Source organism: Cedecea sp. VD22, from assembly GCF_037150195.1.
Taxonomy (GTDB): domain Bacteria; phylum Pseudomonadota; class Gammaproteobacteria; order Enterobacterales; family Enterobacteriaceae; genus Cedecea.
Window position 1 is genome coordinate 91,585 of record NZ_JBBCPX010000007.1, and the last position, 24,403, is coordinate 115,987.

The window sequence follows — 24,403 nt, forward strand, 5'->3', positions numbered from 1 at the left end:
TAACCCTCTCCCATTCAGGGAGAGGGGTGGGGTGAGGGTACAAAGGCTAGTCACGACTTCAGGAACAACACATGAAAAAGGTCAGAATTGGTTTAATCGGCACCGGCTACATCGGCAAAGCCCACGCCATCGCCTACGCCCAGGCGCCGACGGTCTTTGACCTGCAGGGCGAACTGGTGCGTGAAATGGTAGCGGAAATCACGCCGGAGCTGGCGGCAAAACGCGCCGCGGCGTTTGGGTTTAATCGCTCCACCGGCGACTGGCGCGAACTGGTAGCGGACCCGAACATTGACGTGGTGGACATTTGTTCCCCAAACCACCTGCATAAAGAGATGGCGCTGGAAGCGATTCGCCACGGCAAGCACGTCTATTCAGAAAAGCCGCTGGCGCTTAACGCCCGCGACGCACGCCTGATGGTGGATGCTGCCGATTTGGCTGGAGTGAAGACATTGGTCGGCTTCAACTACATGAAGAACCCGACGGCGCAGCTGGCAAAGCAGATCATTGCACGCGGTGAGATCGGGGAAGTGATCCACTTCTACGGCACCCACAATGAAGACTATATGGCCGATCCGCTTTCGCCGATCCACTGGCACTGTTTCAAAGAAACCGCCGGGCTTGGCGCGCTGGGGGATCTGGCGGCGCACATTGTCAATATGGCGCAGTACCTGGTGGGCGATATCCACGAAGTCTGCGGTGACCTGAAAATCGTGATGCCGGAGCGCCCGGCTTCCGCTGGCAGCAGCGAAATGATCGCCGTGGAAAACGAAGATCAGGCCCACGCGATGGTGCGTTTTGAAGGCGGCGCCCAGGGCGTGATCGAAACGTCACGTGTCGCCAGCGGTAGAAAAATGGGGCTGACCTGGACAATCACCGGCACGAAAGGGGCGTTGAGCTTTACCCAGGAACGCATGGCGGAGCTGAAACTTTATCTGCAAAGCGATCCCGAAGGCCGCCAGGGGTTCCGCACGCTGCTGGTTGGTCCGGCTCACCCGGATTACGGCTCGTTCTGTATGGGGGCGGGGCACGGCATTGGCTTTAACGATCAAAAAACGGTGGAAGTACGCGATCTGATCGACGGCATTGCCACTGATAAGCCGATGTGGCCGGACTTTGAAGAGGGCTGGAAGGTGTCGCGCATTCTCGACGCTATCGCCCTGTCACACCAGCAGGGGCGCTGGGTCAACGTATCTGACATTGTCTGAGGACGAAGCATGAAAGAAAAGCAGTTGGATCTGATTTGCATGGGGCGGGTCGCGGTAGATCTCTACAGCCAGCAGATTGGTGCGCGGCTGGAAGATGCCAGCAGCTTCGCCCGTTATCTTGGCGGCTCCTCCGGCAATGTGGCCTACGGTACCGCTCGCCAGGGGCTGAAATCTTCCATGCTGGCGCGCGTTGGCGACGAGCACATGGGGCGCTTTCTGCGCGAAGAACTTAGCCAGGTCGGCTGCGACACCAGCCATTTAATTACCGACAAAGAGCGGCTGACGGCGCTGGTGCTGCTGGGCATCAAAGATCGCGACACTTTCCCGCTGATTTTTTATCGCGACAACTGCGCGGATATGGCGATTACGGCGGACGATTTCAGCGAAGAGTACATTGCCTCTGCCCGCTGCCTGGCGATTACCGGCACGCACCTCTCAAACCCGCGTACCCGTGAGGCGGTGCTGACTGCGCTGAGCTATGCCCGCCGGAACGATGTTCGCACCGTGCTGGATATTGATTATCGCCCGGTGCTGTGGGGGCTGACCTCCCTCGGCGACGGCGAGACGCGCTTTGTTGAAGCCGAACAGGTCACAACCCAGCTGCAAACGGTTCTGCATCTTTTTGATGTGATTGTCGGCACCGAAGAAGAATTCCACATTGCCGGCGGGTCAATCGACACGCTCGCGGCACTGAAAAAAGTGCGGCAGAACACCGAGGCGACGTTGGTCTGTAAGCGAGGCGCGCAAGGTTGTTCCGTGTTCCTCGGGCTGATCCCTGACTCGCTGGATGGCGGGATAAACGTCAGCGGCGTGCGCGTGGAAGTGCTCAACGTGCTGGGCGCGGGGGACGCGTTCATGTCCGGCCTGCTGCGCGGCTACCTCAATGACGAAGGCTGGGAGCAGGCCTGCCGCTATGCCAATGCCTGCGGTGCACTGGTGGTTTCACGCCATGGCTGCGCCCCGGCGATGCCGAGCAAAATTGAGCTGGATGATTACCTTTCGCGTGAACATCAGGTGCCTCGCCCGGATCTCGACGCACGCCTGAATCACCTGCACCGCGTTACCACGCGTCGACGCCAGTGGCCGGAACTCTGCGTGATGGCGTTCGATCACCGCAGCCAACTGGAAGAGATGGCGCTGAAAAGCGGCGCGGATTTACGCCGAATTCCGGTGCTTAAACAATTGATTTTACAGGCTAGCCGCGAAGCCGCTCAGCGTGCCGAGCTGGAGGGCAAAGCCGGGCTGTTGTGCGATGGCACCTTCGGCCAGGACGCGCTGAATTCCATCACCGGTGAAGGCTGGTGGATCGGTCGCCCGATTGAGCTGCCAGGGTCACGCCCGTTGGAAATGGAACATGGCAACATCGGCTCGCAGCTGATTAGCTGGCCGCAGGAACACATTGTTAAGTGCCTGGTCTTTTTCCACCCGGAAGATGCCCACGCTCTGCGTCTGGAGCAGGAGCAGAAGATTGCCGAAGTGTACCGCGCCTGCTGCCAGTCGGGCCACGAGCTGCTGCTGGAAGTTATCCTCCCGGCGAATATGCCGCGCAGCGACGAGCTTTATCTCAGAGCCGTTTCCCGCTTCTACAACCTCGGTATCTACCCGGACTGGTGGAAGCTGCCGCCGCTGAGCAGCGCTGGCTGGGCGGCCCTGAGCGAGCTGGTGGATAAACGCGATCCCCACTGCCGCGGCGTGGTGATCCTCGGCCTGGATGCCCCGGTAGAGGTGCTGCGTGATGGCTTCAATGCCGCCGCTAATTACCCGATTGTGAAAGGCTTTGCGGTAGGGCGCACGCTGTTTGGCGAAGCCTCGCAGGCCTGGTTAAAACGCGATATCGACGATGCGCAGCTGGTGGCGCGCATCCGTGACAATTACCTGCGGCTGATCGCCCTGTGGCGCGAGCGCGGCCAGCATAAACAATAAGGAGAGCATTATGACCGTGCATTTAGGTATTAACCCGCTGACCTGGACCAATGACGATCTGCCTTCTTTGGGCGCCGACACGCCGCTGGACACCTGCCTGAGCGAAGGAAAAGAGGCCGGATTTGAAGGTTTTGAACTGGGGAATAAATTCCCGCGAGAGGCCGGCGTGCTGGGGCCGATTCTCGATAAGCATGATTTGAAGCTGGTCTCCGGCTGGTATTCTGGCCGTTTGCTTGAGCGCTCCGTTGAGCAGGAAATTGAGGCCGTGCAGCCGCACCTGACGCTGCTGCGCGAACTGGGGGCGAAGGTGTTGGTATTTGCCGAAGTCACCCACTGCATTCACGGTGAGCAGCAAACTCCGGTGCATTTACGGCCCCGTTTCCCTGCCGAACGCTGGCAGGAGTACGGCGAAAAGCTTACCGCGTTCGCCCGTTATACCCAGCAGCAGGGCGTGCAAATTGCCTATCACCACCATATGGGAACGGTGATAGAGAGCGCGGATGACGTGAATAATTTGATGGTTCACACAGGGCCGGAAGTCGGGCTGCTGCTGGACACCGGGCATCTGACTTTTGCGGGGGCCGATCCGCTGGCGGTGGCCGAGCGCTGGATCTCGCGCATTAACCACGTGCATTGCAAAGATGTGCGCGCTGGCGTGCTGGCGGACGTGAAAAACCGCAAAACCAGCTTCCTGGATGCGGTCCTGAGCGGCGTATTTACCGTGCCGGGCGATGGCTGCGTGAACTACCCGCCGATCATGGCGCTGCTGAAAAAGCATGGCTATCAGGGCTGGCTGGTAGTTGAGGCCGAGCAGGATCCGGCGGTGGCACACCCGATGACCTACGCGCGGCTGGGCTACGCTAATTTGAGCCGTTTTGCTCGCGAAGCCGGGCTGATTTAAGGAGGGAGAATGGCCGAATTACTTTCCCGCTGGCAGCAGCCGGACGCGCAGGGGCAGACGCAGTGCGTCACGCCGGAAAACGCGGGCTGGGGCTACGTGGGATTTGCCGCTTATCAGCTTCAGGAAGGGCAGGTTCTGGAACTGCCCGCCGTGGAGGAAGAGCGCTGCCTGGTGCTGGTCGCAGGACGTGCGACGGTGGACACGCCGCTCGCTCGCTTCCCTGAAATAGGCGACCGCATGAGCCCGTTTGAGCGCCGTAAACCCTGGGCCGTGTACGTGACGTCCGGCGAGGGGGTTAAGGTTCTGGCGCTCACCGCGCTCGAACTGGCCGTTTGCTCCGCGCCGGGTAAAGGGACTTATGCCACGCGGCTCATTGCCCCGCAGGATATTGATGCCGAGGCGCGCGGTAAAGGCCACAACCAGCGCTATGTCCACAATATTCTGCCGGAGGATAAGCCCGCCGACAGCCTGCTGGTGGTGGAGGTGTATACCAACGAGGGCTGCACCAGCTCGTACCCGAGCCACAAGCACGACACCGATAATCCGCCCAACGAAACCTATCTCGAAGAGACTTATTATCACCGCCTCAACCCGCCGCAGGGGTTCTGTCTGCAGCGTGTGTATACCGATGACCGCTCGTTGGATGAGTGCATGGCGGTGTACGACAAAGACGTGGTGAAAGTGCCGAAAGGCTACCACCCGGTGGCGACGATGGCCGGATACGACAGCTATTACCTGAACGTGATGGCGGGGCCGGTACGCAAGTGGATGTTTACCTGGGAGAAAGATCACGCCTGGGTTAACGGCAGCGAGTACGGGAACAAATAAACTGGCTGAGTCACTTTTAAACAAAGGCTGCCCGCTGAGGCAGCCTTTTTCTTTGGGCCCCGACCTGCCGGAATATGTCTGTTTAAACGAAGCGCGACTGCACAAAACCGTTGGCAGAGGTGTATGATAACGGCTTCTCTGTCAGGTTAATTTTAACGTGCAGACGACAATCCGCGTGACCTTTGCCGCCTGCCTGATTTAGGTTGGACACATGCATACAGGAACACCAGACAACGATTCGCCCTTTGGTACACTTCTGGGCTATGCGCCGGGTGGCGTAGCGATTTACTCCTCTAATTACGGCAGCCTCGACCCGAAAAATTACCCCGAAGACGCGGAGTTTCGCAGCTACATCGGCAACGAATACATGGGCCACAAATGGCAGTGCGTAGAGTTTGCCCGCCGCTTTCTCTTCTTAAACTACGGCTTTGTCTTCACTGACGTTCACATGGCGTGGGAAATTTTCTCGCTGCGATTTTTACGTCAGGTGGTGAACGACAATATTCTGCCGCTGCAGGCCTTTGCGAATGGCTCAAAACGAGCGCCGGAGGCGGGCGCGTTACTTATCTGGCAGAAGGGCGGCGAATTTCATGAAACTGGCCATGTCGCGGTGATCACTCAGCTTATCGGCAATAAAGTGCGCATTGCCGAGCAGAACGTGATTCATGCGCCGTTACCCGTCGGGCAGCAGTGGACGCGCGAGCTAATCCTGGTTGAACGCGACGGTCACTATACGCTGCAGGATACGTTTGCTGACACGTCGATTCTTGGCTGGATGATTCAAACTGAAGAGACGACCAACAGCGAGCCACAGCCGGAAATCGGCGGTGAAGCGCTAAAAATTGGTGGGGCTCGCCTGGCCAATAAGCGCCAGTTCGACGGCAAATGGCTGAATGAAAAAGATGAACTCCAGCTGGCCTATATACAGGCCAATGGCCACATTATTAATAAAGATCCTTGCCAGTATTTCACTATTACCGAAAGCGCCGAGCAGGAACTGATCAAGGCCACCAACGAGCTACACCTGATGTACCTGCACGCCACGGATAAAGTGCTGAAAGACGACAGTCTTCTGGCACTCTTTGATATTCCCAAAATTCTCTGGCCGCGTCTGAGGCTTTCCTGGCAATGGCGCCGCCACCAGATGGTCAGCGGCCGCATGGATTTTTGCATGGATGAGCGCGGGCTGAAGGTGTACGAATACAACGCCGATTCAGCCTCCTGCCACACCGAAAGCGGGCTTATCCTTGAGGAGTGGGTTAAGACGGGATACCGGGGCACCGGGCATAATCCGGCGGAAGGGTTGCTGGAAGAGCTTACCGGGGCCTGGAAGCACAGCAGCGCCCGGCCGTTTGTCCATATTATGCAGGACAATGACGCCGAGGAGGATTACCACGCGTTGTTTATGCAGCGTTCGCTGTTGCAGGCCGGGTTTGACACCAAAATATTGCACGGCCTGGGCGAGTTGAACTGGGACAGCGCCGGGCAGCTTATTGATAATGATGGCCGGGCGGTGAACTGTGTCTGGAAAACCTGGGCGTGGGAAACCGCGATTGAGCAAATTCGTGAGGTTAGCGAAACCGAATATGCCGCCGTGCCGATCCGTACCGGCCATCCACAGGGAGAAGTGCGCCTGATTGACGTCTTGCTTCGCCCGGAAGTGCTGGTGTTTGAACCGCTGTGGACGGTGATCCCCGGTAATAAAGCCATTCTGCCGGTGCTCTGGCAGCTGTTCCCGAACCACCGTTACCTGCTGGATACGGATTTCGAGGTGAACAACCTGCTGTCAAAAACCGGCTACGCGGTGAAGCCAATTGCCGGGCGCTGCGGCAGCAATATCGATCTGGTCAGCCACCATGATGAACTGCTGGATAAAACCAGCGGCAAGTTCGTGGATCGCAAGAATATCTATCAGCAGCTGTGGTGCCTGCCGAAGGTGGATGGCAAATACATCCAGGTCTGCACTTTTACCGTGGGTGGCAGCTACGGCGGCACTTGCCTGCGTGGCGATGATTCGCTGGTGATTAAAAAAGAGAGCGATATCGAGCCGCTGATTGTGGTCAAAAACAGGTAGCGGTTGATCGTCCCTAAGGATGAGTTGATGGCCCGGATGCTGCTTCGATCCGGGCAAGTCGCCCGCTTATACCACGGTAGTTCATCTATTCTGTTTCAGCATGGCCTGCGCTATTTTTTATTTCTATCGTGGTTATCCATTTTATTAATCTGCGATTATTTTAATAAAATTAACGCCAGGCTGTAGATAGGGCTTCTTTGATTTTTTTGTTGATGTATTTTTTTGTTTACATTTTAAATATAGGTAATTCAATTAATTGCGATTTTTTCTTGATGATTTTAAATTTTTATTGTCTGGGGTTGAGGCTGGATATAACATAACCGCACTGCGGTATTGATGGTGTTTATATAAAATATGCGAATCATAATTTATGTAAATGCTTTATCCGGAGAGCGTGGTTTTCCTGGCGGAGGATATTACCAGGCTGGTGCGCTAAGATATCCTGGGTGGATTGAACGAAATGCAGGGATTTTGCTGTCGTAGTAATGTTGAGACAGCAGTTAAAGGGAGTTTTTGTGAGAAAAGATAAAAAAATCATTCTTGGTGATAATGTTCTTAATGCTTCTAAAAAGAGAATCGATTGGGTATTCGATACCTTTGATCAGGTCTGCGTCTCTTTTTCCGGTGGAAAGGATTCCAGCGTGCTTTTTCACCTTGTGGCTGAAATCGCTCGCCGCCGGGAGCGTCAGTTTGACGTGCTGTTTATCGACTGGGAAGTTCAGTTCCAGTATACCATCGACCATGTATTGCGACTCAGGCAGCAATATGACGATATCGTTGGGCATTTTTACTGGGTCGCTTTGCCGCTAACCACGGTGAACGGGGTTTCGCAGGCTCAGCCGGAATGGATTTGCTGGGAGGAGGGCGTGGAATGGGTTCGCCAGCCGCCGGAAGACGCCATTACCGATCCAAACTTCTTCCCCTTCTATCGCTATGGCATGACCTTTGAAGAATTTATGCCAGCGTTCTCACGCTGGCTTTCCGGCGATAAAGGTCTGGCCACGTTAACCGGCATCCGGGCCGACGAATCCCTCAACCGTTTTTTAGCGCTGGCTTCACAAAGCAAAACCCGCTATGCCGATGATAAGCCCTGGACTACGGCCAGCCGGGAGGGCAATTTTTGTGTCGCTTATCCTTTGTACGACTGGAAGGTACAGGATATCTGGATTTTTAACGGCAAATATAAAGCTGCCGGGAATCCGCTTTATGACCTGATGTATCGCGCCGGTGTCCCTATGAAAGCGATGAGGGTGTGTGAACCTTTTGGCCCGGAGGCGCGCCGTGGGCTTTGGCTCTACCATGTTCTGGAGCCTGAAACCTGGTCCCGGGTATGCATGCGCGTGGCTGGCGCCAACAGCGGCGCTATTTATGCGCATCAGAGCGGTTCTTTCTATGCCCGCAATACTAGCATCACAAAACCGAGCCATTTAACCTGGCAAGAGTACGCCATGTTTTTACTGGCATCGATGCCGGAAAAAACAGCGGAGCATTACAAGAATAAAATTGCCATTTATTTAAAATGGTATAGAGAACGAGAGTTTCCAGAAAATATTCCTGATGAGCAGGATAAAGATTCCGGCTCGAGAGATATACCCTCGTGGCGAAGGATATGTAAGACGCTATTGAAGAATGACTTTTGGTGTCGGACGCTATCATTTAGCCCTAATAAGCCACAGCACTACAACCGGTACCTTGAAAGGATACAAAAGAAACGACAAATGTGGGGGATCCTCTGATGCTTAATACGCTATTAAAACAACTGGATAATTATCTTTCTTCCGTCGAATCGGATGAGTCAAAAGTGGACGCAATCAATGAAGTCAAAAAAGTCATGCATCAGCACAGCCCTTTTAAAAAAGAGCCGGTTGATTGTGTCCTTTGGGTTCGTGAGGGCGATATTGTGGCCAATGATTATAACCCTAACGTTATGGCACCCGTTGAACGAAGCTTGTTACAGCTTTCAATTGAGACAGATGGATTCACTCAGCCTATTGTGGTGACGCCGCTGAAAGATAAGTTTCAGGTCGTGGATGGGTTTCACCGGCATTTGGTAGGAAAAACATCGCCTGTGGCAAAAAAGAGGATCAACGGTTTTCTTCCTATTACGGTGGTAAACCTGGAATCCAGTGGTGAAGCCGAATGTATTGCCGCGACGGTGCGCCATAACCGGGCGCGTGGAAAACATCAGGTAACGGCGATGTCCGATATTGTCCGCGATCTTTCCCGTCTGGGCTGGGATGATTTGAAAATCGGATCAGAATTGGGGATGGACGCTGATGAAGTGCTGCGCCTGAAGCAGATTAGCGGCCTGTCTGAGCTGTTCAGTAGCGAACAGTTTAGTGATGCGTGGACGATAAAATAGCGCGTTTTAAATAGTAAAAAAAACGCTTTTGGGGGGCTTTAAGTTGTGTGTCTGGACGATAAATATTGTAGGTGAAAATAATTAATGGCGTTACAAGAGTCTTAATTAATGTATGTTAATGTTTTAATGAACGTATTTGGAAGTAGTTAAGCCAATTTTTGTTGAATTTATATTTGATGGTGTTTAATGTGTTTTCAATGTTCACCATTTGTTAATGTAAGGTTTTTATGTTAAATATTAACTTGAAAAAGTTTGGCGAGAAACTTGATAAGAATAAAATTGCAAGGTTTAGAGATGAATATCTAAATAAAAGATATAGTGAGCTAGAGACCAAGAGAATACTCGATGGTTGGCGGCGGCGAATCGATATAAATGGAGATCTTAAAATTATTCATACTATCAGTGGCATCTGTAGTATGAGTCGAGCTGGTCGAAATGTTATATCTCCATTCGAGCAACGTTCTGCTGAGTCGATCTTAAATAGTTGGGATGTTATTTCATGCTGCTGCGTTGTAAAAAAAATACCGGCTCGTTTAGCGGGATGTGGTATAGCACCGCTCCCTATTGCATTGGATTTAAATGTACCTGTGCAAAATATTCTGGGCACTCACCTACAGGATGTGGCATTCCCTAATTTTGCGGGTAGAGAGGGAGCTGTTCCTTCAGGAGCACTGGTCGATAGTTACGCTTTGGCAGACGCTATATTTCAAGGGAAAAATAGGCCTACTAAAGGTAACTTTAGAATGAATAAACCTTATAATACTTTGTTATCCGTTGAGGAAATTCATCGTCAAATTAGGCGTCAACAAACTACGGCCGAGTACAATGAGATTTTAGTTGTTGGGCGAACTGGCCTGAATATATATTCTGGACTTCCTGCAACAGATAGAATCAGATTAAATGGAATATCTTACCGTCCTTTTTATGCAGGGATAAAAAGTCTTCTCTCCAGTGGACGGGTCGGTCCTCAACTGATAGAGATGGTTCTTAAAGATTTAGAATTTATTAAAAAATTACTGCGAGTAAATAATCTTAATGAATTTACTTGCTGTTGGTCGAAGGGAGGGTTGTTGCGCATAAATCCATTGAACCAGGTTATTATCAATGCTGGATTTGAGCAAAGCTCTTATTCTCCTGAAGTTTTTAAATTATCAAATTATAGTTTTGCCTAATATGCATTCTCAATATTAGCCCTGAAAATTTGTATCGTGTAAAACGGGAGCGTTTTTGAACAGCGCTTGCGTTGGACCCTTATGGGGTGAGTCTCAGGGATGAAACGAATACTAAAACGTCGGGAACGTTTTTGAACAGCGCTTGCGCTGGCCCCGAAGGGGTGAGTCTCAGGGATGAGACGAATACTAAAACGTCGGGAACGTTTTTGAACAGCGCTTGCGCTGGCCCCGAAGGGGTGAGTCTCAGGGATGAGACGAATAATCGACTTTCAGTTCGATGCAGAGTCCGTTTCGCCAAAAGCAAAAAACCCGCCATAGGCGGGTTCTTCTAAATAGTGGTGCCCGGACTCGGAATCGAACCAAGGACACGGGGATTTTCAATCCCCTGCTCTACCGACTGAGCTATCCGGGCAACGGGGCGCATTAAACCGTAAACCCCATTCCGCGTCAATGGCTTTGTTGCACGGCACGGTGCGTTTGCCTGATTTATGTGCGGGCTGTTACAGACTTCATGTTGAACCCCCTGGCAGAAGGTGCCATGATTGCGCCAGTTTTCTTATCCACTACGGGGCGCCTTGATGTTCACTCTCAATTCCCATGCATCTTTCGGGATGGCGCTCGTCCGTGCTGCTATAACCTTCCGAAGTCCCTTGCTCACCATGCGGTGAGGGCAATGCTTGCTCGCTGCAGGACATCAGTAAAATCAGGAATCGCCTGGTTTTACTGATGTCTGGCGGTCGAAGTGGATTCACACCTAAGACCTTCAGAACGCCTTCGTTGGGGAATTTTCCCTTTGCCGTGCCGGATGGCACTCACTCATCCTTGCAGACGGGGATTTGTGCTTATGAAATCACTGAAAATTGCCGCCAGTCACGACGTGGCTGCATTACTCTCAACGCATCGTGAAGTGGTCACGCTCGACGAGACCGACTTCACCGATGTGGCGGCAGTTGTCATCTCCGTTGCGGACAGCCGCAGCGGCATTCTGGCCTTGCTTAAACGCTCGGGTTTTAATTTGCCGGTGTTTATTTTTAGCGAAACCGCCGTTGACGGTTTGCCTGCGGTAACCGGCGTGATTGCCGGGAAAGCGCAGGATTATCTGGAGCTGGAAACCGCGGCCAGCGGCTACGAAGAAGATCTGTTGCCACCGTTCTTCAACACGCTGACCAAATACGTGGCGATGGACAACAGCACTTTTGCCTGCCCTGGGCACCAGCACGGGAAATTCTTTAAAAAACACCCGGCGGGACGGCAGTTTTATGATTTCTTTGGTGAGAACGTATTTCGTGCAGACATGTGCAACGCGGACGTTAAGCTGGGTGACCTGCTGATCCACGAAGGCTCAGCTAAGCACGCGCAGAAGTTTGCCGCGAAAGTTTTCCACGCCGACAAAACTTATTTCGTGCTTAACGGTACCTCTGCGGCGAACAAAGTGGTGACCAATGCTCTGCTGACACGCGGCGATCTGGTGCTGTTTGACCGCAACAACCATAAATCAAACCACCACGGCGCACTCATCCAGGCCGGTGCTACGCCGGTTTATCTGGAAGCTTCCCGCAATCCCTTTGGCTTTATCGGCGGCATTGATGCGCACTGTTTTGATGAGAAATACCTGCGGGAGCTGATTTCGGAAGTGGCACCTGAACGAGCTCAGGAGGCAAGGCCTTTCCGCCTGGCGGTGATCCAGCTCGGCACCTATGACGGCACAATTTATAACGCTCGCCAGGTGGTAGATAACATCGGCCATCTGTGCGATTACATCCTCTTTGATTCGGCCTGGGTCGGCTACGAGCAGTTTATTCCGATGATGGCGGACTGTTCGCCGCTGTTACTGGAGCTGAATGAAAACGATCCGGGGATCTTTGTCACTCAGTCGGTTCACAAGCAGCAGGCCGGATTCTCCCAGACTTCGCAGATCCATAAGAAAGATAACCATCTTCGCGGTCAGGCCCGTTTTTGCCCGCACAAGCGGCTTAACAATGCTTTCATGCTGCATGCTTCAACCAGCCCGTTTTACCCGCTGTTTGCCGCGCTGGATGTAAATGCCAAGATCCACGAGGGCGAAAGTGGTCGTCGCCTGTGGGCGGAATGTGTGGCACTGGGCATTGAAGCGCGCAAGGCGATTATCGCCAACTGTAAGATGATCAAGCCGTTTATTCCGCCGGAAGTGGCCGGGCGGCCGTGGCAGGATCACCCCACGGAGAAGATTGCTCAGGAGCGCCGCTTCTTCAGCTTTGAACCCGGTGAGCGCTGGCACGGTTTTGAAGGTTATGCGAAGGACGAATATTTTGTCGATCCCTGCAAGCTGCTTCTAACCACGCCGGGCATCGATCCCGAAACCGGGCGCTACACCGAGTTCGGTGTGCCAGCGGCAATCCTCGCTAACTATCTGCGTGAAAACGGAATTGTGCCGGAAAAGTCGGATCTTAACTCGATCTTGTTCCTGCTTACCCCGGCGGAGAGCCACGAGAAGCTGGCTCAGCTGGTGGCCATGCTGGCGCAGTTTGAACAGCATATTGAGGACGACACGCCGCTGGCGGATGTGCTGCCCACGATTTATCAGAAATACCCGGTGCGCTACAAGGGTTACACCCTGCGCCAGCTTTGCCAGGAGATGCACGATCTGTACGTGAGTTTTGAGGTTAAAGAGCTGCAGAAAGCGATGTTCCGCAAGGAGAGCCTGCCTGCCGTGGTGGTGAACCCGCAGGACGCAAACATCGAGTTTATTCGCGGCAACGTGGAGCTGGTGCGCCTGAGCGAATCTGAAGGACGTATCGCGGCGGAAGGCGCGTTGCCTTATCCTCCGGGCGTGCTTTGCGTGGTGCCGGGTGAAGTTTGGGGCGGGGCGGCACTGCGTTACTTCCTGGCGCTGGAAGAGGGCGTGAATATGCTGCCAGGCTTCTCCCCTGAGCTGCAGGGCGTGTACAGCGAGACGGATTCGGACGGCATTAAGCGGCTGTACGGCTACATGCTGAAGTAAGAGGGAATAGCCCCTCACCCCAGCCCTCTCCCCAAGGGGGCGAGGGAGGAAAGAAGGGTGAAGAAGTGTATTCCCGGAAAGTCCCCTCTCCCTTTTAGGGAGAGGGTTAGGGTGAGGGTAAATTACCGCCGGCGATAGCTCTTCTGGGCGTTATTCACTTTGTACAGGTAACGACGAGACTCTGCGGACGGATGTCGCGTGGTCAACGTTTGATAGACATCGCCCGGCGCCATGCTGTTAATCAGGCTAAACGCCTGCATCTTATCGTTAGAGAACACCCGCAGCACGCTGCCCGCGCCGCCGTTATAGGCCGTAATCACCGCATAGCGACGTGACGTTGGGTTATCAATCTGCCCCAGATAGCTGTTCTGCAAAATCGCCAGATAGGCCGTGCCGGTATCAATGTTGCTTTCCGGGTCGAACAGGAAGCTGCGGCTTGGTTTGCCCCATTTACCCTGCGCCTTAAACACGTCAACCCCGGCGCTGTGCTGAACAACCTGCATCAGGCCCAGTGCATCCGCGTGGCTTACCGCATACGGGTTGAAGCTGGATTCCGTCTGCATGATGGCCAGAATCAGCGACTCGTCCACGCCGTATTTCTTCGACGCTTTACGCACCATACCGATGTATTTATGTGCTCGTTTGTCGAGGTGGTTAGGCACAAGATTGATGGTCACGCTATAGACGATTTTCAGCCCGGTACTGCGCTTTTGCAGGCGCGTTTGCAGCAGATAGTCGGCAAACTTCGTCGCACGGCCTTCCCAGCGAATGGGCTGGCCAGTGTTATCCACGACCTGGCCGTAAAGGAACGGCTCTTTGGAGATCTGGACGTCGTTGGCATCGGAATAGAGATCTATTGAGCCAGGATCGTCCCCCATCAGCAGGGTGGTAATGATGGCCTGGCGCAGGTGCGCGGCAGGATCGGTGCCCGCGATGGTCTCAACGGTGATGGTACCTTCATCAAAGTTGATATGGCTACGCGTCAGATATTGGTCGGTGTATTTGACGTAATCTTTCGGGCCTGCGATCAGGACCTCTTTCATACCCCAGATATTTTCGATGTTGTTGGCAAACTGCCCCATCAAAATATCAAACCCGTTGGTGTCCTTTACGTAGGCTTCGTTAAAAGCGTCATCGCCTTTTTTACTGGAGCAGGAGATCAGCAACGGGGCCACGAGAGCCAGCGCGAGAAGTTTTTTCATCATTCCGTGTATGCGTGTTGTGTTTGCAAAAAGGTGCCGACGATTACTGTTTTTCTGGCGGGGTAAAGCCTTCGATATGGACTTCTTTCCCTTCAAACAGGAAATTGACCATCTCGTTTTCCAGCTCTTTGCGGTGTTCCGGGTTCATCATGCTCATCTTTCTTTCATTGATCAGCATGGTCTGCTTGGACTGCCACTGCGCCCAGGCTTCTTTGGAGATTTCGTTGTAGATCCGCTTGCCCAGTTCGCCCGGGTACAGCTGGAAATCCTGGCCTTCAGCATCGCGCTGCAGGTAAGTACAAAAAATCGTTCTGCTCATGATTATTCCTCTTCTTCGGCACGAACGGGCGCTAAGGCAACCGGTTCGGCTCGTAATTGTTGTAGCAGGCGTTCCACGGGAGCCGCCAGCCCGACAGACGGTGGCTGGCCTAAGTTATACCAGAGAGCGGGGCCTTCATCCATGCAGGCGTCCATGGACGACACCGGAAGCCACATCGGCACAATGTCTAAATGGAAATGGCTAAAGGTGTGGCGGAAAGCCGTTAACTGCGTGAGATTATCTGCCGGAATACCTCTCTGCTCCAGCCAGCGATGTAATTCCTGTTCTTCAGCGAACTGTGGGAAGCAGAATAGGCCTCCCCATAGCCCGACCGCCGGGCGCTGCGCCAGGAAGACTTCATCGCCATGCTGCATCATCAGCATATAGCCGGTGCGTTCAGGCAGCGTCACTTTAGGCTTCTTGCCGGGATAGTTCGCCCAGCTGTGGTTGGCATAGGCCACGCAGCCGTTGTTCAGCGGGCAAAGCTCGCATTTTGGCTTTGAGCGGGTGCAGACCATGGCCCCGAGGTCCATCATCGCCTGATTAAACTGGCTAACGCCCTGTGCAGGGGTTACGCGTTCGCTGATTTCCCAGAGGCGGTTTTCAACCTCTTTTTTGCCCGGCCAGCCGGAAACGGCATAGCAACGGGCGAGCACGCGCTTTACGTTGCCATCGAGAATCGGGAAGTGTTTACCCAACGAAAGAGACAGAATCGCGCCTGCGGTTGAGCGCCCGACGCCAGGCAGGTCGGCCACTTCGTCATACGTTTCAGGGAAAACGCCACCGTGTTTATCGGCAACGTGTTTAGCGGCTTTATGCAGATTGCGCGCACGAGCGTAATAGCCCAGCCCCGTCCACAGGTGCAGCACTTCGTCCAGCGGGGCGTTCGCCAGGTCGGTCACGGTGGGGAAACGCGCCATAAAGCGCTCAAAATAAGGGATGACCGTCGCGACCTGGGTTTGTTGCAACATTACCTCAGAGAGCCATACTTTATAAGGCGTTTTCTCCTGCTGCCACGGCAGGGTTTTGCGCCCATACTTGTGGTACCAGTCGAGGACTTGTTGGGCGAATTGAGGAGCTTGCATGGTCAACGCGGGATATCCGGCAAAGGTGTAATAAAGGAGCCGATTCCAGCACAGCGGCGTAAAGCTGTAAACCGGAACTTTCTGCCACTTGCTTCTCATCCTTAACTTTGGATAATGCCCGTTTCCCGAACACTAAGCGAAGCGTTAAGAAAACCATGAAGAATGACGTCATTTCACCGGAATTTAATGAAGAAGGCCGTGTGCTGCGCCGCATCCGCAGCTTTGTCCGTCGCCAGGGGCGTCTGACAAAAGGCCAGCAGCACGCGCTGGATAACTACTGGCCGGTGATGGGCGTTGAGTTCCAGGCCGAGCCTGCCGACTTTAGCGAGATTTTTGGCCGCGAAGCGCCGGTCACGCTGGAGATCGGTTTTGGTATGGGCACCTCGCTGGTAACCATGGCACAAACCAATCCGCAGCATAACTATCTCGGTATTGAAGTGCATTCGCCGGGCGTGGGCGCCTGCCTGGGCACCGCGCATGAGGCTGGCGTGGAGAACCTCCGTGTGATGTGCCACGACGCGGTGGAAGTGCTGGAAAACATGATTCCTGACAATTCTTTGAACATGGTTCAGCTGTTTTTCCCTGATCCATGGCATAAAGCACGTCATAATAAACGCCGTATCGTTCAGGCACCGTTTGCTGACCTGGTAAAACGCAAGCTGAAGCTGGGCGGCGTGTTCCATATGGCCACCGACTGGGAACCTTATGCTGAACATATGCTCGAAGTGATGTCCTCTATCGAAGGGTATAAAAACCAGTCGGAGAGTCACGACTACGTACCGCGTCCGGACTCACGTCCGGTAACCAAATTTGAACAACGTGGCCATCGTCTTGGTCACGGCGTATGGGACTTAATGTTCGAGAGGGTGAAATAATGGCAAAGAATCGTAGCCGTCGTCTGCGTAAGAAAATGCATATCGAAGAGTTCCAGGAACTGGGCTTCTCGATTGCCTGGCGCTTCCCGGAGGGCACTTCCGAAGAGCAAATTGATAAAACCGTGGACGAGCTGATCGCCGAAGTGATCGCGCCGAACAAGCTGGCGTTTGACGGCAGCGGTTACCTGGTCTGGGAAGGTCTGGTGTGCATGGAAGAGATTGGCAAATGCACCGAAGAGCATCAGGCGCTGGTGCGTAAATGGTTAGAAGACCGCAAACTCGAAGATGTTCGCATCAGCGATCTGTTCGACGTCTGGTGGGATTAAGCTTTAGCAAAAACAGGCTGGTTAATTAACCGGCCTTTTTTTCAGGAGCTGATTTTTCAGGAGAAAATATGATCCGTAAGGTCCTTTTAGGCGCGCTGCTGGTCACCGCCGCTTCGGCACACGCGGACTATCAGTGCAGCGTCAATCCACGTGATGACGTGGTGATTAACCCGCAGTCCGTGCAGGTTGTGGGTGAGAACGGCAATCTGGTCATCGCGCCTGACGGCAGCGTGCAATACAACGGTGTTCAGAAGACGCTGACATCCGCACAGCGCCAGCAGGCGCTGAACTACCAGAAAGCCCTGCGCACGGATTTACCGTGGATCGATAATGGGGCTCGCTCTCGCGTAGAGAAAAGCCGCGTCGCGCTGGACGGCATTATTGCTAAACAGGTTGGGGAAAGCAGCAGCATGCGTAATCGCCTGACCAAGCTGGATGCCCAGTTAAAAGAGCAGATGAACCGGATTATTGAGCGCCGCCAGGACGGGCTGACGTTCCATTATAAAGCGGTCGATCAGGTGAGAGCCGATGGTCAGCAGTTGGTGAACCAGGCGATGGGCGGCATTCTGCAGGACAGCATTAATGAAATGGGCGCGCAGGCGGTGCTGAAAGGCGGCGGCAACCCGCTGCAGAATGTGCTGGGTAACCTGGGCGGTCTGCAAACGGCGGTTCAGAACGAATGGAATAATCAGCAGGCTGATTTTGAACAGTTCGGCCACGAGGTGTGTAACCGGGTGGTGTCGCTGGAAAATCAGCGTAAAGGGCTTGTGGGGGCGCTGAAGTAATTTTCCCCTCACCCTAACCCTCTCCCCTAAGGGGAGAGGGGATAAACCGAGTTCCCCTTCACCAGTTCTCTCCCCAAAGGGGATAGGGGATAAACCATGTCGCCCATCACTTGTTTTCCCCCTCTCCCTCTGGGAGAGGGCCGGGGTGAGGGTAAAAACTTACGCTTCGTCGGCTAAAAACAGCTCCAGCAGGGAATTTAAAAACAGTTTCCCGTGCTCGGTTATCTGCCAGTGTTCATCCGTTTCCGTCATATAGTTTTTCGCCAGCGCCTCATCCAACTGCGGGCGAATTATCGCTTCATCTAAACCGGTATAAAGCGTGAACTCACTGCGTGGTGCGGCCTCCAGCAGGCGGAAACGGTTCATAAAGAATTCGAACGGTTTGTCTGCCTGCTCAACGTCATGCTGGCGGTCGAGGTACTTTCCTTCCATATAGCCGCGCGGATGGCGCGTTTTCGCCGTGCGCGTAATGCGCCCGTCCGGGGAGGTGATTTTGCCGTGCGCGCCGCAGCCAATCCCCAAATAGTCGCCAAAGCGCCAGTAGTTCAGGTTGTGCTGACACTGATAACCGGGCTTAGCATAGGCTGAGGTTTCGTATTGCTGGTAGCCCGCGGCGGTCAGTAGCTTATCGCCTTGCTCGAAGATATCCCACAGCGCGTCGTCGTCCGGTAACTTCGGCGGACGTGATCCAAACAGCGTGTTCGGCTCGATGGTCAACTGATACCAGGAAAGATGCGGGGGATTCAGGGCAATGGCCTGGCGCAGATCGTCCAATGCCTCTTCGAGCGACTGGTCAGGTAGGCCGTGCATCAGGTCAAGGTTAAAGCTGCGCAGCCCCAGGCCGCTTGCCAGGTTCGCGGCACGTTTGGCTTCACCCGCATCATGAATACGGCCCAGGCGCTTTAATTTGGGCTCGCTAAAGCTCTGAACGCCGATAGAAATACGATTCACACCCGCTTTCTGGTAGCCAACAAAGCGGTCGGCTTCGACCGTGCCGGGGTTGGCTTCCATGGTGATTTCTGCGTCGTCTGCCAGCTTGAGGCGTGAGCGCACGCCGTCCAGCAGCGTTTGCATGGCTTCGCTGGAGAGCAGGCTTGGCGTACCGCCGCCAATGAAAATAGTCTTTACCTCACGCCCCTGAGCAAGCGCCACGTCGCGGTCGAGGTCGTGCAGCAGATGGCTCACGTATTCGTCGTGCGGCACGTCGCCTTTCAGCGCGTGGGAGTTGAAGTCACAGTACGGGCACTTCTGTACGCACCACGGGATGTGAATGTAGAGACTAAGAGGTGGCAAATTAGCCATTACGCATTGCTTCCAGTAACAGTTTCAGCGCTTGCCCACGGTGGGAGATCGCGCTCTTTTCATCGCGGGTTAGCTCCGCCGCGGTTTTACCCTCGGAAGGAACGTAGAAGATAGGATCGTAGCCAAAGCCACCTTGCCCTGCTGGCGCCTGGGTAATCACGCCCGGCCAACTACCGTGAAACACCAGCGGCGTTGGGTCTTCCGCGTGACGCATATAGACGAGCACGCAGTGGAACTGAGCCTGGCGTTTATCGTCCGGCACGTCGTTGAGCGCTTCCAGAAGCTTGTCGAGGTTCTGCCGATCGCTGGCATCCTCGCCCGCGTAGCGTGCGGAATAGATACCCGGTGCGCCGCCCAGCGCATCCACCGCCAGGCCGGAATCGTCGGCCAGCGCCGGTAGCCCGGTCACTTTAGCCGCATGGCGAGCCTTGAGAATCGCATTCTCAATAAAGGTCAGGCCGGTCTCTTCGACAGACTCTACGTTCAGCTCGGTTTGCGCGACCACATCGAAGCCAAAATCCGCCAGCAGATTGGCGAGTTCACGCACTTTACCGGCGTTACCGGTAGCTAATACGACTTTTTGCATAGTCAGTCCTGTGTTATTCGAGGGGGGCAATCAATGCCGCGACTTCCGTCGGGATCTGCTGCGGGCCGATAATTTTAACTTGTTTATGGCGACCAAGTTCGCCTTTCTCTATCACGACCTGGCCTTTCGCTACCCTGAATTGTTTGGCCAGATATTTTACCAGGTGAGCGTTGGCCTGCCCGTCTACCGGTGGTGCGGTGATGGCGACTTTTAACTCGTCGCCATGCATACCGACCAGGCTATCGCGGCTGGCCTTGGGCTGAATATACAGCCGCAGAACCAGCCCGTCAGGCTGCTGTGTCACAGCACTCAAATCGCGTACCAAAGGCCAGGGAACAGGTCCATACCGAGGTAATTCAGCGCATAAAGAATAAGAATGACCACCATGGCGGAGAAATCAATGCCGCCCATCGCAGGCAAGATGCGGCGAATCGGCGCCATCATTGGCTCGGTCATTTGCATCAGCACGTATTCAATAGGGCTGCGGCCCTGGCTTATCCAGCTCATCAGGGAACGAACGATGATCACCCAGAACACCAGGGTACCGGCTGATTTCAGCAGCGACAGCACGCCGATGAGTAAGTTTAATGGATCGAGCGACAGCCCGCCGGACTGGATCAGCAGCAGAATAGGGAATTTCAGCGTGGTGAGTATAAATGCCACCAGCAGGGATGAGGTGTCAATAGGGCCCAGGGATGGCAGTACGCGACGAAGCGGTCCGACAACGGGCTGGGTAACTTTAACGATGAACTGGGCAAACGGGTTGTAGAAATCACAGCGCGCCCACTGCATCCAGATACGGATAAGCAGCACCATTACGTAAAGCTCAATCAGGGTTTTGACCAGGAAAGTCAACGTAAGCATGGTTTTCCTCAAAAATGATGGTGATTAACGAGCGGGATAATCCCGCGCGCCGAAAATAGCGGTTCCAATGCGCACCATGGTGCTGCCTGCGGCAATCGCGGCTTCCATGTCATCGGTCATGCCGAGAGATAATGTATCGATCGTGGTAAAGCGGGCTTTGAGTGCATTACAGGCCTCTGCCATTTTGCGGCAAACGGTAAGCTGGCGCTCGTAATCCGGTTCTGGCGCAGGGATGGCCATCAGGCCTCGCAGCGTCAGTCCCGGTAAGGCCGCCACTTCGGCAGCTAACTGCTCCAGCTCACTCAGCGCGATGCCGGACTTACTGTTTTCGTCGCTGATATTAATTTGAATCAGTACGTTTAGCGGCGGCAACGTCGACGGGCGTTGTTCGCTGAGTCTACTGGCAATTTTCAGCCGATCGACGGTATGGCACCAGTCAAAATTCTCCGCCACAAGGCGGCTTTTATTCGACTGCAGCGGCCCGATAAAGTGCCACTCCAGCCCTGTTACACCTTGTTCAGCAAAGTGGTGAATCTTATCCACGCCTTCCTGCACATAGTTTTCGCCAAAGGCGCGTTGCCCGGCAGCAATCGCTTCTGCGAGGGCGCTCGCAGGCTTGGTTTTGCTGACTGCAAGCAGAGTCACTTCTTCGGGGCTTCTGCCGCAACGTGCCGCAGCGGCTGAGATTTTCCCATGTACCTGTGCCAGATTGTGCGCTATCTCATTCATGATCGTTGGAAGTGATATGGATATCGAAGAAATTGTGGCCCTTAGTGTAAAGCATAATGTCTCCGATCTACACCTGTGCGCGCGCCAGGCGGCACGCTGGCGAAAGTGTGGCAGGCTGGAAGCGTGCCCGGAGAAGGTGCCGGAAGTCGAAGAGGTTCTCAACGGATGGTTAAATGAGGAGCAAAAGTTGCAGCTTAGTCGCGCCGGCCAGCTCGATTTTTCCCTCACGCTCGCGAACGGCATCAGGCTACGCGGCAATGCTTTTCTCCATCAGGAAGGTTATTCGCTGGCGCTTAGATTACTCGCATCTTCTTGCCCGGATCTGCATACGCTTGGCGCACCCTCCCAACTGAAGGCGCTTTTACGGGAAAGTGAAGGGCTGATACTGGTGACTGGAGCTACCGGGAGCGGGAAGTCTACAACCCTTGCCGCGATGATTCAGCATCTCAATCAGCATCTTGACGGCCATGTGCTAACGCTGGAAGACCCCATCGAATTTATTCACGCCTCTGGCCGCTGCCTGATTCAGCAGCGCGAGCCCGGCCTGCACTGTGAAAGCTATGCAGCAGCGCTAAAAGCCGCTTTAAGGGAAGATCCGGACGTCATTCTGCTGGGTGAGCTCAGGGATAGTGAGACTATTGGCCTGGCGCTGACCGCGGCAGAAACAGGGCATTTGGTTCTGGCGACATTACACACACGCGGTGCTGCTCAGGCGGTGGAACGGCTGGTGGACGTGTTCCCTGCTCAGGAGAAAAGCCTGATTCAAACTCAGCTTGCCGGAAGCCTGAAAGCGGTGCTGGCACAAAAGCTTGTACCGGCGACTGACGGTGGCCGGGTGGCGCTGTACGAACTGTTGGTCAATACCCCGGCTATGGCAAATTTGATTCGTGAGGGGAAGACGCATCAACTGCCTGGCGTGCTGCAAACCGGCCAGCAGCATGGCATGCAAAGCTTTGCCCAGAGCGAGGCGCTGCTGCTGCGTGAAGGTAAGATTGTTGGACACGATCGGGAATTCAGCGTGCCATGGGAGGCGACATTTTGAACGCCTTTATTGCCTTAATGTGTATTGGTGTGTATATTATCCATCATTCAGGGTGAGCATGATGACCTCTGCTGAGCTGATAAAGGAATTGAGGGCCACGGGGTGCGAACCCGTCAGGCGTTCTGGGGGTAGCCACTGGATCTGGTGGTCACCTACAACCGGAAAAACGTTCCCCGTTCCGCATCCCAAAAAGGATTTGCCCGTCGGTACCGTCAAATCCATTCGTAAAATGGCAGGCATTTAGCCTGTCGCTGCCGGAGGTTGATGATGTTTTTTTCCGTTGGTGTGGAATTACCCGCAACTGAAAACGAAGCGTTTGGCCTGGTCGTGCCCGCGCTATGCAATGATGAATTTGGCTGCGTATCGGCCGCAGACAGTCAGGCGGATATCGCCCCGATGGTGCAGGATGCGGTGCTGTCGATTGTGGATTTAATGGTGGAGAGCGGCAAAGACATTACTCGATTGTGTGATGCCGGGCCTTTTGCTTATGCCGCAGACCCGGAGTACGGCTACTGCCAGCAATGGCTGCTGGTTGATGTGGATTTATCCGCGCTGGAAGGAAAGCAGCAGCGGCTAAACATCATGCTGCCAGACGCGCTGCTGCGGCGTATTGATTCCCGGGTAAAACAGCCCTCTTCAGGCTACCGGGACCGCAGCCATTTTTTGGCGATTGCCGCAAGGCATGAACTGCTGAACGCAGGGAACGACGCGCCCGGCAGTTAAGCCCTTCACGGGTGGTACTCGAACCAGCTTTCAAGAATAATCACCGCAGAAGCGGAGTCGATGCTGCCTTTGTTGAGGGCGCGGAAACCACCGTGTTCGAATAACCCGGCGCGGGCTTCGACGGTGCTCAGCCGCTCGTCCTGCAGGGAGACTTTCACGCCAAAGCGGCCGTGCAGGCGGTTCGCAAACTTGCGGGCTCTCGCCGTCAGGGGTTGTTCGGTGCCATCCATATTCAGCGGCAGGCCGACAACGACTTCTTCCGGCTGCCACTCCTTCAGGATTTTTTCTACCGCATTCCAGTCCGGAGTGCCGTCCTGCGCCTTAAGCGCGGTTAACGGGCGCGCAGTGCCGGTAATGCGCTGGCCGATGGCGACGCCGATACTTTTGGTGCCGAAGTCAAAAGCCATTAAAGTTCCACTGCTCATCAGGCGTGCCCCGCTTCGCTTGGCATGGTGTGGATATCGATACCAATCAGACGGGCGGCCTCGCGCCAGCGCTCTGAAATGGGCGTGTGGAACAGGATCTCAGGCGAAGCAGGAGCCGTCAGCCATGAGTTTTCCATGATCTCCTGCTCAAGCTGCCCCTTTTCCCAGGAAGCGTAGCCGAGGGCAACAATCACCTCTTTCGGCTGTTTGGCCGTGCCTAACGTTTCCAGCACATCACGGGAAGTTGTAATCACCGTGTCGTCGGAGATGCGAATGCTTGAGCCGAAGTTGTCCGGCGGCGAGTGCAGAATAAACCCGCGATCTTCCGCCAGCGGGCCGCCGATAAATACGGGTTTATCCAGTCGAATCGTAGCGTCGCGCGGGTCTGGTTCTATTTTTAGCTTTTCGAGAACGCCATCCACCTGCAGGTTTTCCAGCGGTTTATTGATGATAATGCCCATCGCGCCTTCATCGTTGTATTCACAGATATAAACTACGGAGCGCTTAAATAAAGGGTCCTGGAGAGCCGGCATGGCAATAAGAAAGTGATGCTGTAAATTCATTGTCAGAGGTTCTGATCCCGGTTGATAAAAGCGGCAGTGGCTGCGCGAAGTGTGGCCAGCTTACCACTAATGAAGGAAGGCGGGCTACCCGCCGTGAATCGTGCCTTCGAAGGGGGAAGGCGGGTAACAGCT

General features: G+C 54.3%; 25 protein-coding genes and 1 tRNA gene. 15 read left to right on the plus strand and 11 right to left on the minus strand.

Annotated elements, in window-relative coordinates; all coding sequences use genetic code 11:
• The first annotated feature begins 71 nt into the window (after positions 1–71).
• The 8 genes from WFK85_RS14470 to WFK85_RS14505 all read left to right on the plus strand — a co-directional run bounded on the left by WFK85_RS14470 (position 72) and on the right by WFK85_RS14505 (position 10,465).
• On the plus strand, positions 72–1,205 hold the full coding sequence (locus WFK85_RS14470) for a Gfo/Idh/MocA family protein (protein WP_336708688.1): 1,134 nt from the start codon (positions 72–74) through the stop codon (positions 1,203–1,205).
• 9 nt (positions 1,206–1,214) lie between these two features.
• The gene (locus WFK85_RS14475) at positions 1,215–3,128 is read left to right on the plus strand and encodes a bifunctional 5-dehydro-2-deoxygluconokinase/5-dehydro-2-deoxyphosphogluconate aldolase (RefSeq protein WP_008457031.1); all 1,914 of its coding nucleotides are present in this window, start codon (positions 1,215–1,217) and stop codon (positions 3,126–3,128) included.
• A gap of 10 nt (positions 3,129–3,138) precedes the next feature.
• Positions 3,139–4,029, plus strand: a complete 891-nt coding sequence (gene iolE, locus WFK85_RS14480) for a myo-inosose-2 dehydratase (protein ID WP_008457033.1) — start codon at positions 3,139–3,141, stop codon at positions 4,027–4,029.
• 9 nt (positions 4,030–4,038) lie between these two features.
• Positions 4,039–4,857, plus strand: a complete 819-nt coding sequence (iolB, locus tag WFK85_RS14485) for a 5-deoxy-glucuronate isomerase (RefSeq protein ID WP_166995226.1) — start codon at positions 4,039–4,041, stop codon at positions 4,855–4,857.
• A 211-nt stretch (positions 4,858–5,068) separates the two neighbouring features.
• The gene (gene gss, locus WFK85_RS14490; protein WP_166995228.1) at positions 5,069–6,931 is read left to right on the plus strand and encodes a bifunctional glutathionylspermidine amidase/synthase; all 1,863 of its coding nucleotides are present in this window, start codon (positions 5,069–5,071) and stop codon (positions 6,929–6,931) included.
• Positions 6,932–7,416: 485 nt separating this feature from the next.
• The gene (locus WFK85_RS14495; protein WP_166995229.1) at positions 7,417–8,667 is read left to right on the plus strand and encodes a phosphoadenosine phosphosulfate reductase; all 1,251 of its coding nucleotides are present in this window, start codon (positions 7,417–7,419) and stop codon (positions 8,665–8,667) included.
• Positions 8,667–9,293 carry a ParB N-terminal domain-containing protein gene (locus WFK85_RS14500; protein ID WP_166995230.1) on the plus strand — a complete coding sequence of 209 codons (627 nt, stop codon included), beginning with the start codon at positions 8,667–8,669 and terminating at the stop codon, positions 9,291–9,293. Before WFK85_RS14495 ends, WFK85_RS14500 begins: the two co-directional genes overlap by 1 nt.
• Positions 9,294–9,520: 227 nt before the next feature.
• Positions 9,521–10,465: a hypothetical protein gene (locus WFK85_RS14505; RefSeq protein ID WP_336708691.1), complete on the plus strand. Its 945-nt coding sequence runs from the start codon at positions 9,521–9,523 to the stop codon at positions 10,463–10,465.
• A 336-nt stretch (positions 10,466–10,801) separates the two neighbouring features.
• On the opposite strand, the gene WFK85_RS14510 is transcribed toward WFK85_RS14505, so the two are convergent.
• A tRNA-Phe gene (locus WFK85_RS14510) sits at positions 10,802–10,877 on the minus strand.
• 432 nt (positions 10,878–11,309) lie between these two features.
• Here WFK85_RS14510 and WFK85_RS14515 point away from each other — a divergent pair.
• Positions 11,310–13,445, plus strand: a complete 2,136-nt coding sequence (locus WFK85_RS14515; RefSeq protein ID WP_166995233.1) for an ornithine decarboxylase — start codon at positions 11,310–11,312, stop codon at positions 13,443–13,445.
• Between the two features lie 122 nt (positions 13,446–13,567).
• Here the strand turns inward: WFK85_RS14515 and mltC are convergent, their stop codons facing one another.
• The 3 genes from mltC to mutY are packed head-to-tail and all read right to left on the minus strand — an operon-like array spanning position 13,568 to position 16,051.
• Entirely contained in the window at positions 13,568–14,647 is a 1,080-nt protein-coding gene (gene mltC, locus WFK85_RS14520; protein WP_008461527.1) for a membrane-bound lytic murein transglycosylase MltC, read from the minus strand.
• A 43-nt stretch (positions 14,648–14,690) separates the two neighbouring features.
• Complete coding sequence (locus WFK85_RS14525; protein WP_008461529.1) at positions 14,691–14,966, minus strand: oxidative damage protection protein; 276 nt, start codon at positions 14,964–14,966, stop codon at positions 14,691–14,693.
• A 2-nt stretch (positions 14,967–14,968) separates the two neighbouring features.
• Positions 14,969–16,051 (minus strand): A/G-specific adenine glycosylase, encoded by a 1,083-nt coding sequence (gene mutY, locus WFK85_RS14530; RefSeq protein WP_336708694.1) that lies wholly within the window; start codon positions 16,049–16,051, stop codon positions 14,969–14,971.
• Between the two features lie 155 nt (positions 16,052–16,206).
• Between mutY and trmB the strand changes: the two genes are divergently transcribed.
• The 3 genes from trmB (at position 16,207) to WFK85_RS14545 (ending at position 18,037) form a co-directional block, all read left to right on the plus strand.
• Complete coding sequence (trmB, locus tag WFK85_RS14535) at positions 16,207–16,926, plus strand: tRNA (guanosine(46)-N7)-methyltransferase TrmB (RefSeq protein ID WP_166995237.1); 720 nt, start codon at positions 16,207–16,209, stop codon at positions 16,924–16,926.
• Positions 16,926–17,252 (plus strand): YggL family protein, encoded by a 327-nt coding sequence (locus tag WFK85_RS14540; protein ID WP_008461534.1) that lies wholly within the window; start codon positions 16,926–16,928, stop codon positions 17,250–17,252. The genes trmB and WFK85_RS14540 overlap by 1 nt, the downstream gene beginning before the upstream one ends.
• A 68-nt stretch (positions 17,253–17,320) precedes the next feature.
• Positions 17,321–18,037, plus strand: a complete 717-nt coding sequence (locus tag WFK85_RS14545) for a DUF2884 family protein (protein WP_166995239.1) — start codon at positions 17,321–17,323, stop codon at positions 18,035–18,037.
• Positions 18,038–18,196: 159 nt separating this feature from the next.
• On the opposite strand, the gene hemW is transcribed toward WFK85_RS14545, so the two are convergent.
• From hemW to WFK85_RS14570, 5 genes are read right to left on the minus strand one after another with little or no spacing between them, the layout of a single operon-like run.
• A complete protein-coding gene (gene hemW / locus WFK85_RS14550; RefSeq protein WP_336708696.1) occupies positions 18,197–19,339 on the minus strand; it encodes a radical SAM family heme chaperone HemW in 1,143 nt (380 codons plus the stop codon).
• On the minus strand, positions 19,332–19,925 hold the full coding sequence (locus tag WFK85_RS14555) for an XTP/dITP diphosphatase (protein ID WP_166995243.1): 594 nt from the start codon (positions 19,923–19,925) through the stop codon (positions 19,332–19,334). The genes hemW and WFK85_RS14555 overlap by 8 nt, the downstream gene beginning before the upstream one ends.
• 13 nt (positions 19,926–19,938) lie before the next feature.
• Positions 19,939–20,238 carry a DUF167 family protein YggU gene (gene yggU / locus WFK85_RS14560; protein WP_008461542.1) on the minus strand — a complete coding sequence of 100 codons (300 nt, stop codon included), beginning with the start codon at positions 20,236–20,238 and terminating at the stop codon, positions 19,939–19,941.
• Positions 20,235–20,789 (minus strand): YggT family protein, encoded by a 555-nt coding sequence (locus WFK85_RS14565; protein ID WP_008461544.1) that lies wholly within the window; start codon positions 20,787–20,789, stop codon positions 20,235–20,237. Before WFK85_RS14565 ends, yggU begins: the two co-directional genes overlap by 4 nt.
• A 24-nt stretch (positions 20,790–20,813) precedes the next feature.
• On the minus strand, positions 20,814–21,518 hold the full coding sequence (locus tag WFK85_RS14570; RefSeq protein WP_008461545.1) for a YggS family pyridoxal phosphate-dependent enzyme: 705 nt from the start codon (positions 21,516–21,518) through the stop codon (positions 20,814–20,816).
• Between the two features lie 16 nt (positions 21,519–21,534).
• Here WFK85_RS14570 and WFK85_RS14575 point away from each other — a divergent pair, with 16 nt between their 5' ends.
• The 3 genes from WFK85_RS14575 to WFK85_RS14585 all read left to right on the plus strand — a co-directional run bounded on the left by WFK85_RS14575 (position 21,535) and on the right by WFK85_RS14585 (position 23,283).
• Positions 21,535–22,560 carry a type IV pilus twitching motility protein PilT gene (locus WFK85_RS14575; protein WP_336708699.1) on the plus strand — a complete coding sequence of 342 codons (1,026 nt, stop codon included), beginning with the start codon at positions 21,535–21,537 and terminating at the stop codon, positions 22,558–22,560.
• Between the two features lie 61 nt (positions 22,561–22,621).
• Entirely contained in the window at positions 22,622–22,804 is a 183-nt protein-coding gene (locus tag WFK85_RS14580; RefSeq protein WP_166995303.1) for a type II toxin-antitoxin system HicA family toxin, read from the plus strand.
• Positions 22,805–22,827: 23 nt separating this feature from the next.
• Positions 22,828–23,283, plus strand: coding sequence for a type II toxin-antitoxin system HicB family antitoxin (locus tag WFK85_RS14585; RefSeq protein WP_336708742.1), 456 nt, complete (start codon positions 22,828–22,830; stop codon positions 23,281–23,283).
• Positions 23,284–23,288: 5 nt separating this feature from the next.
• Here WFK85_RS14585 and ruvX read toward each other — a convergent pair whose 3' ends face one another.
• Positions 23,289–23,708 (minus strand): Holliday junction resolvase RuvX, encoded by a 420-nt coding sequence (gene ruvX, locus WFK85_RS14590; protein ID WP_008461550.1) that lies wholly within the window; start codon positions 23,706–23,708, stop codon positions 23,289–23,291.
• Positions 23,708–24,271, minus strand: coding sequence for a YqgE/AlgH family protein (locus WFK85_RS14595; protein ID WP_008461552.1), 564 nt, complete (start codon positions 24,269–24,271; stop codon positions 23,708–23,710). Before WFK85_RS14595 ends, ruvX begins: the two co-directional genes overlap by 1 nt.
• Positions 24,272–24,403: the final 132 nt, after the last annotated feature.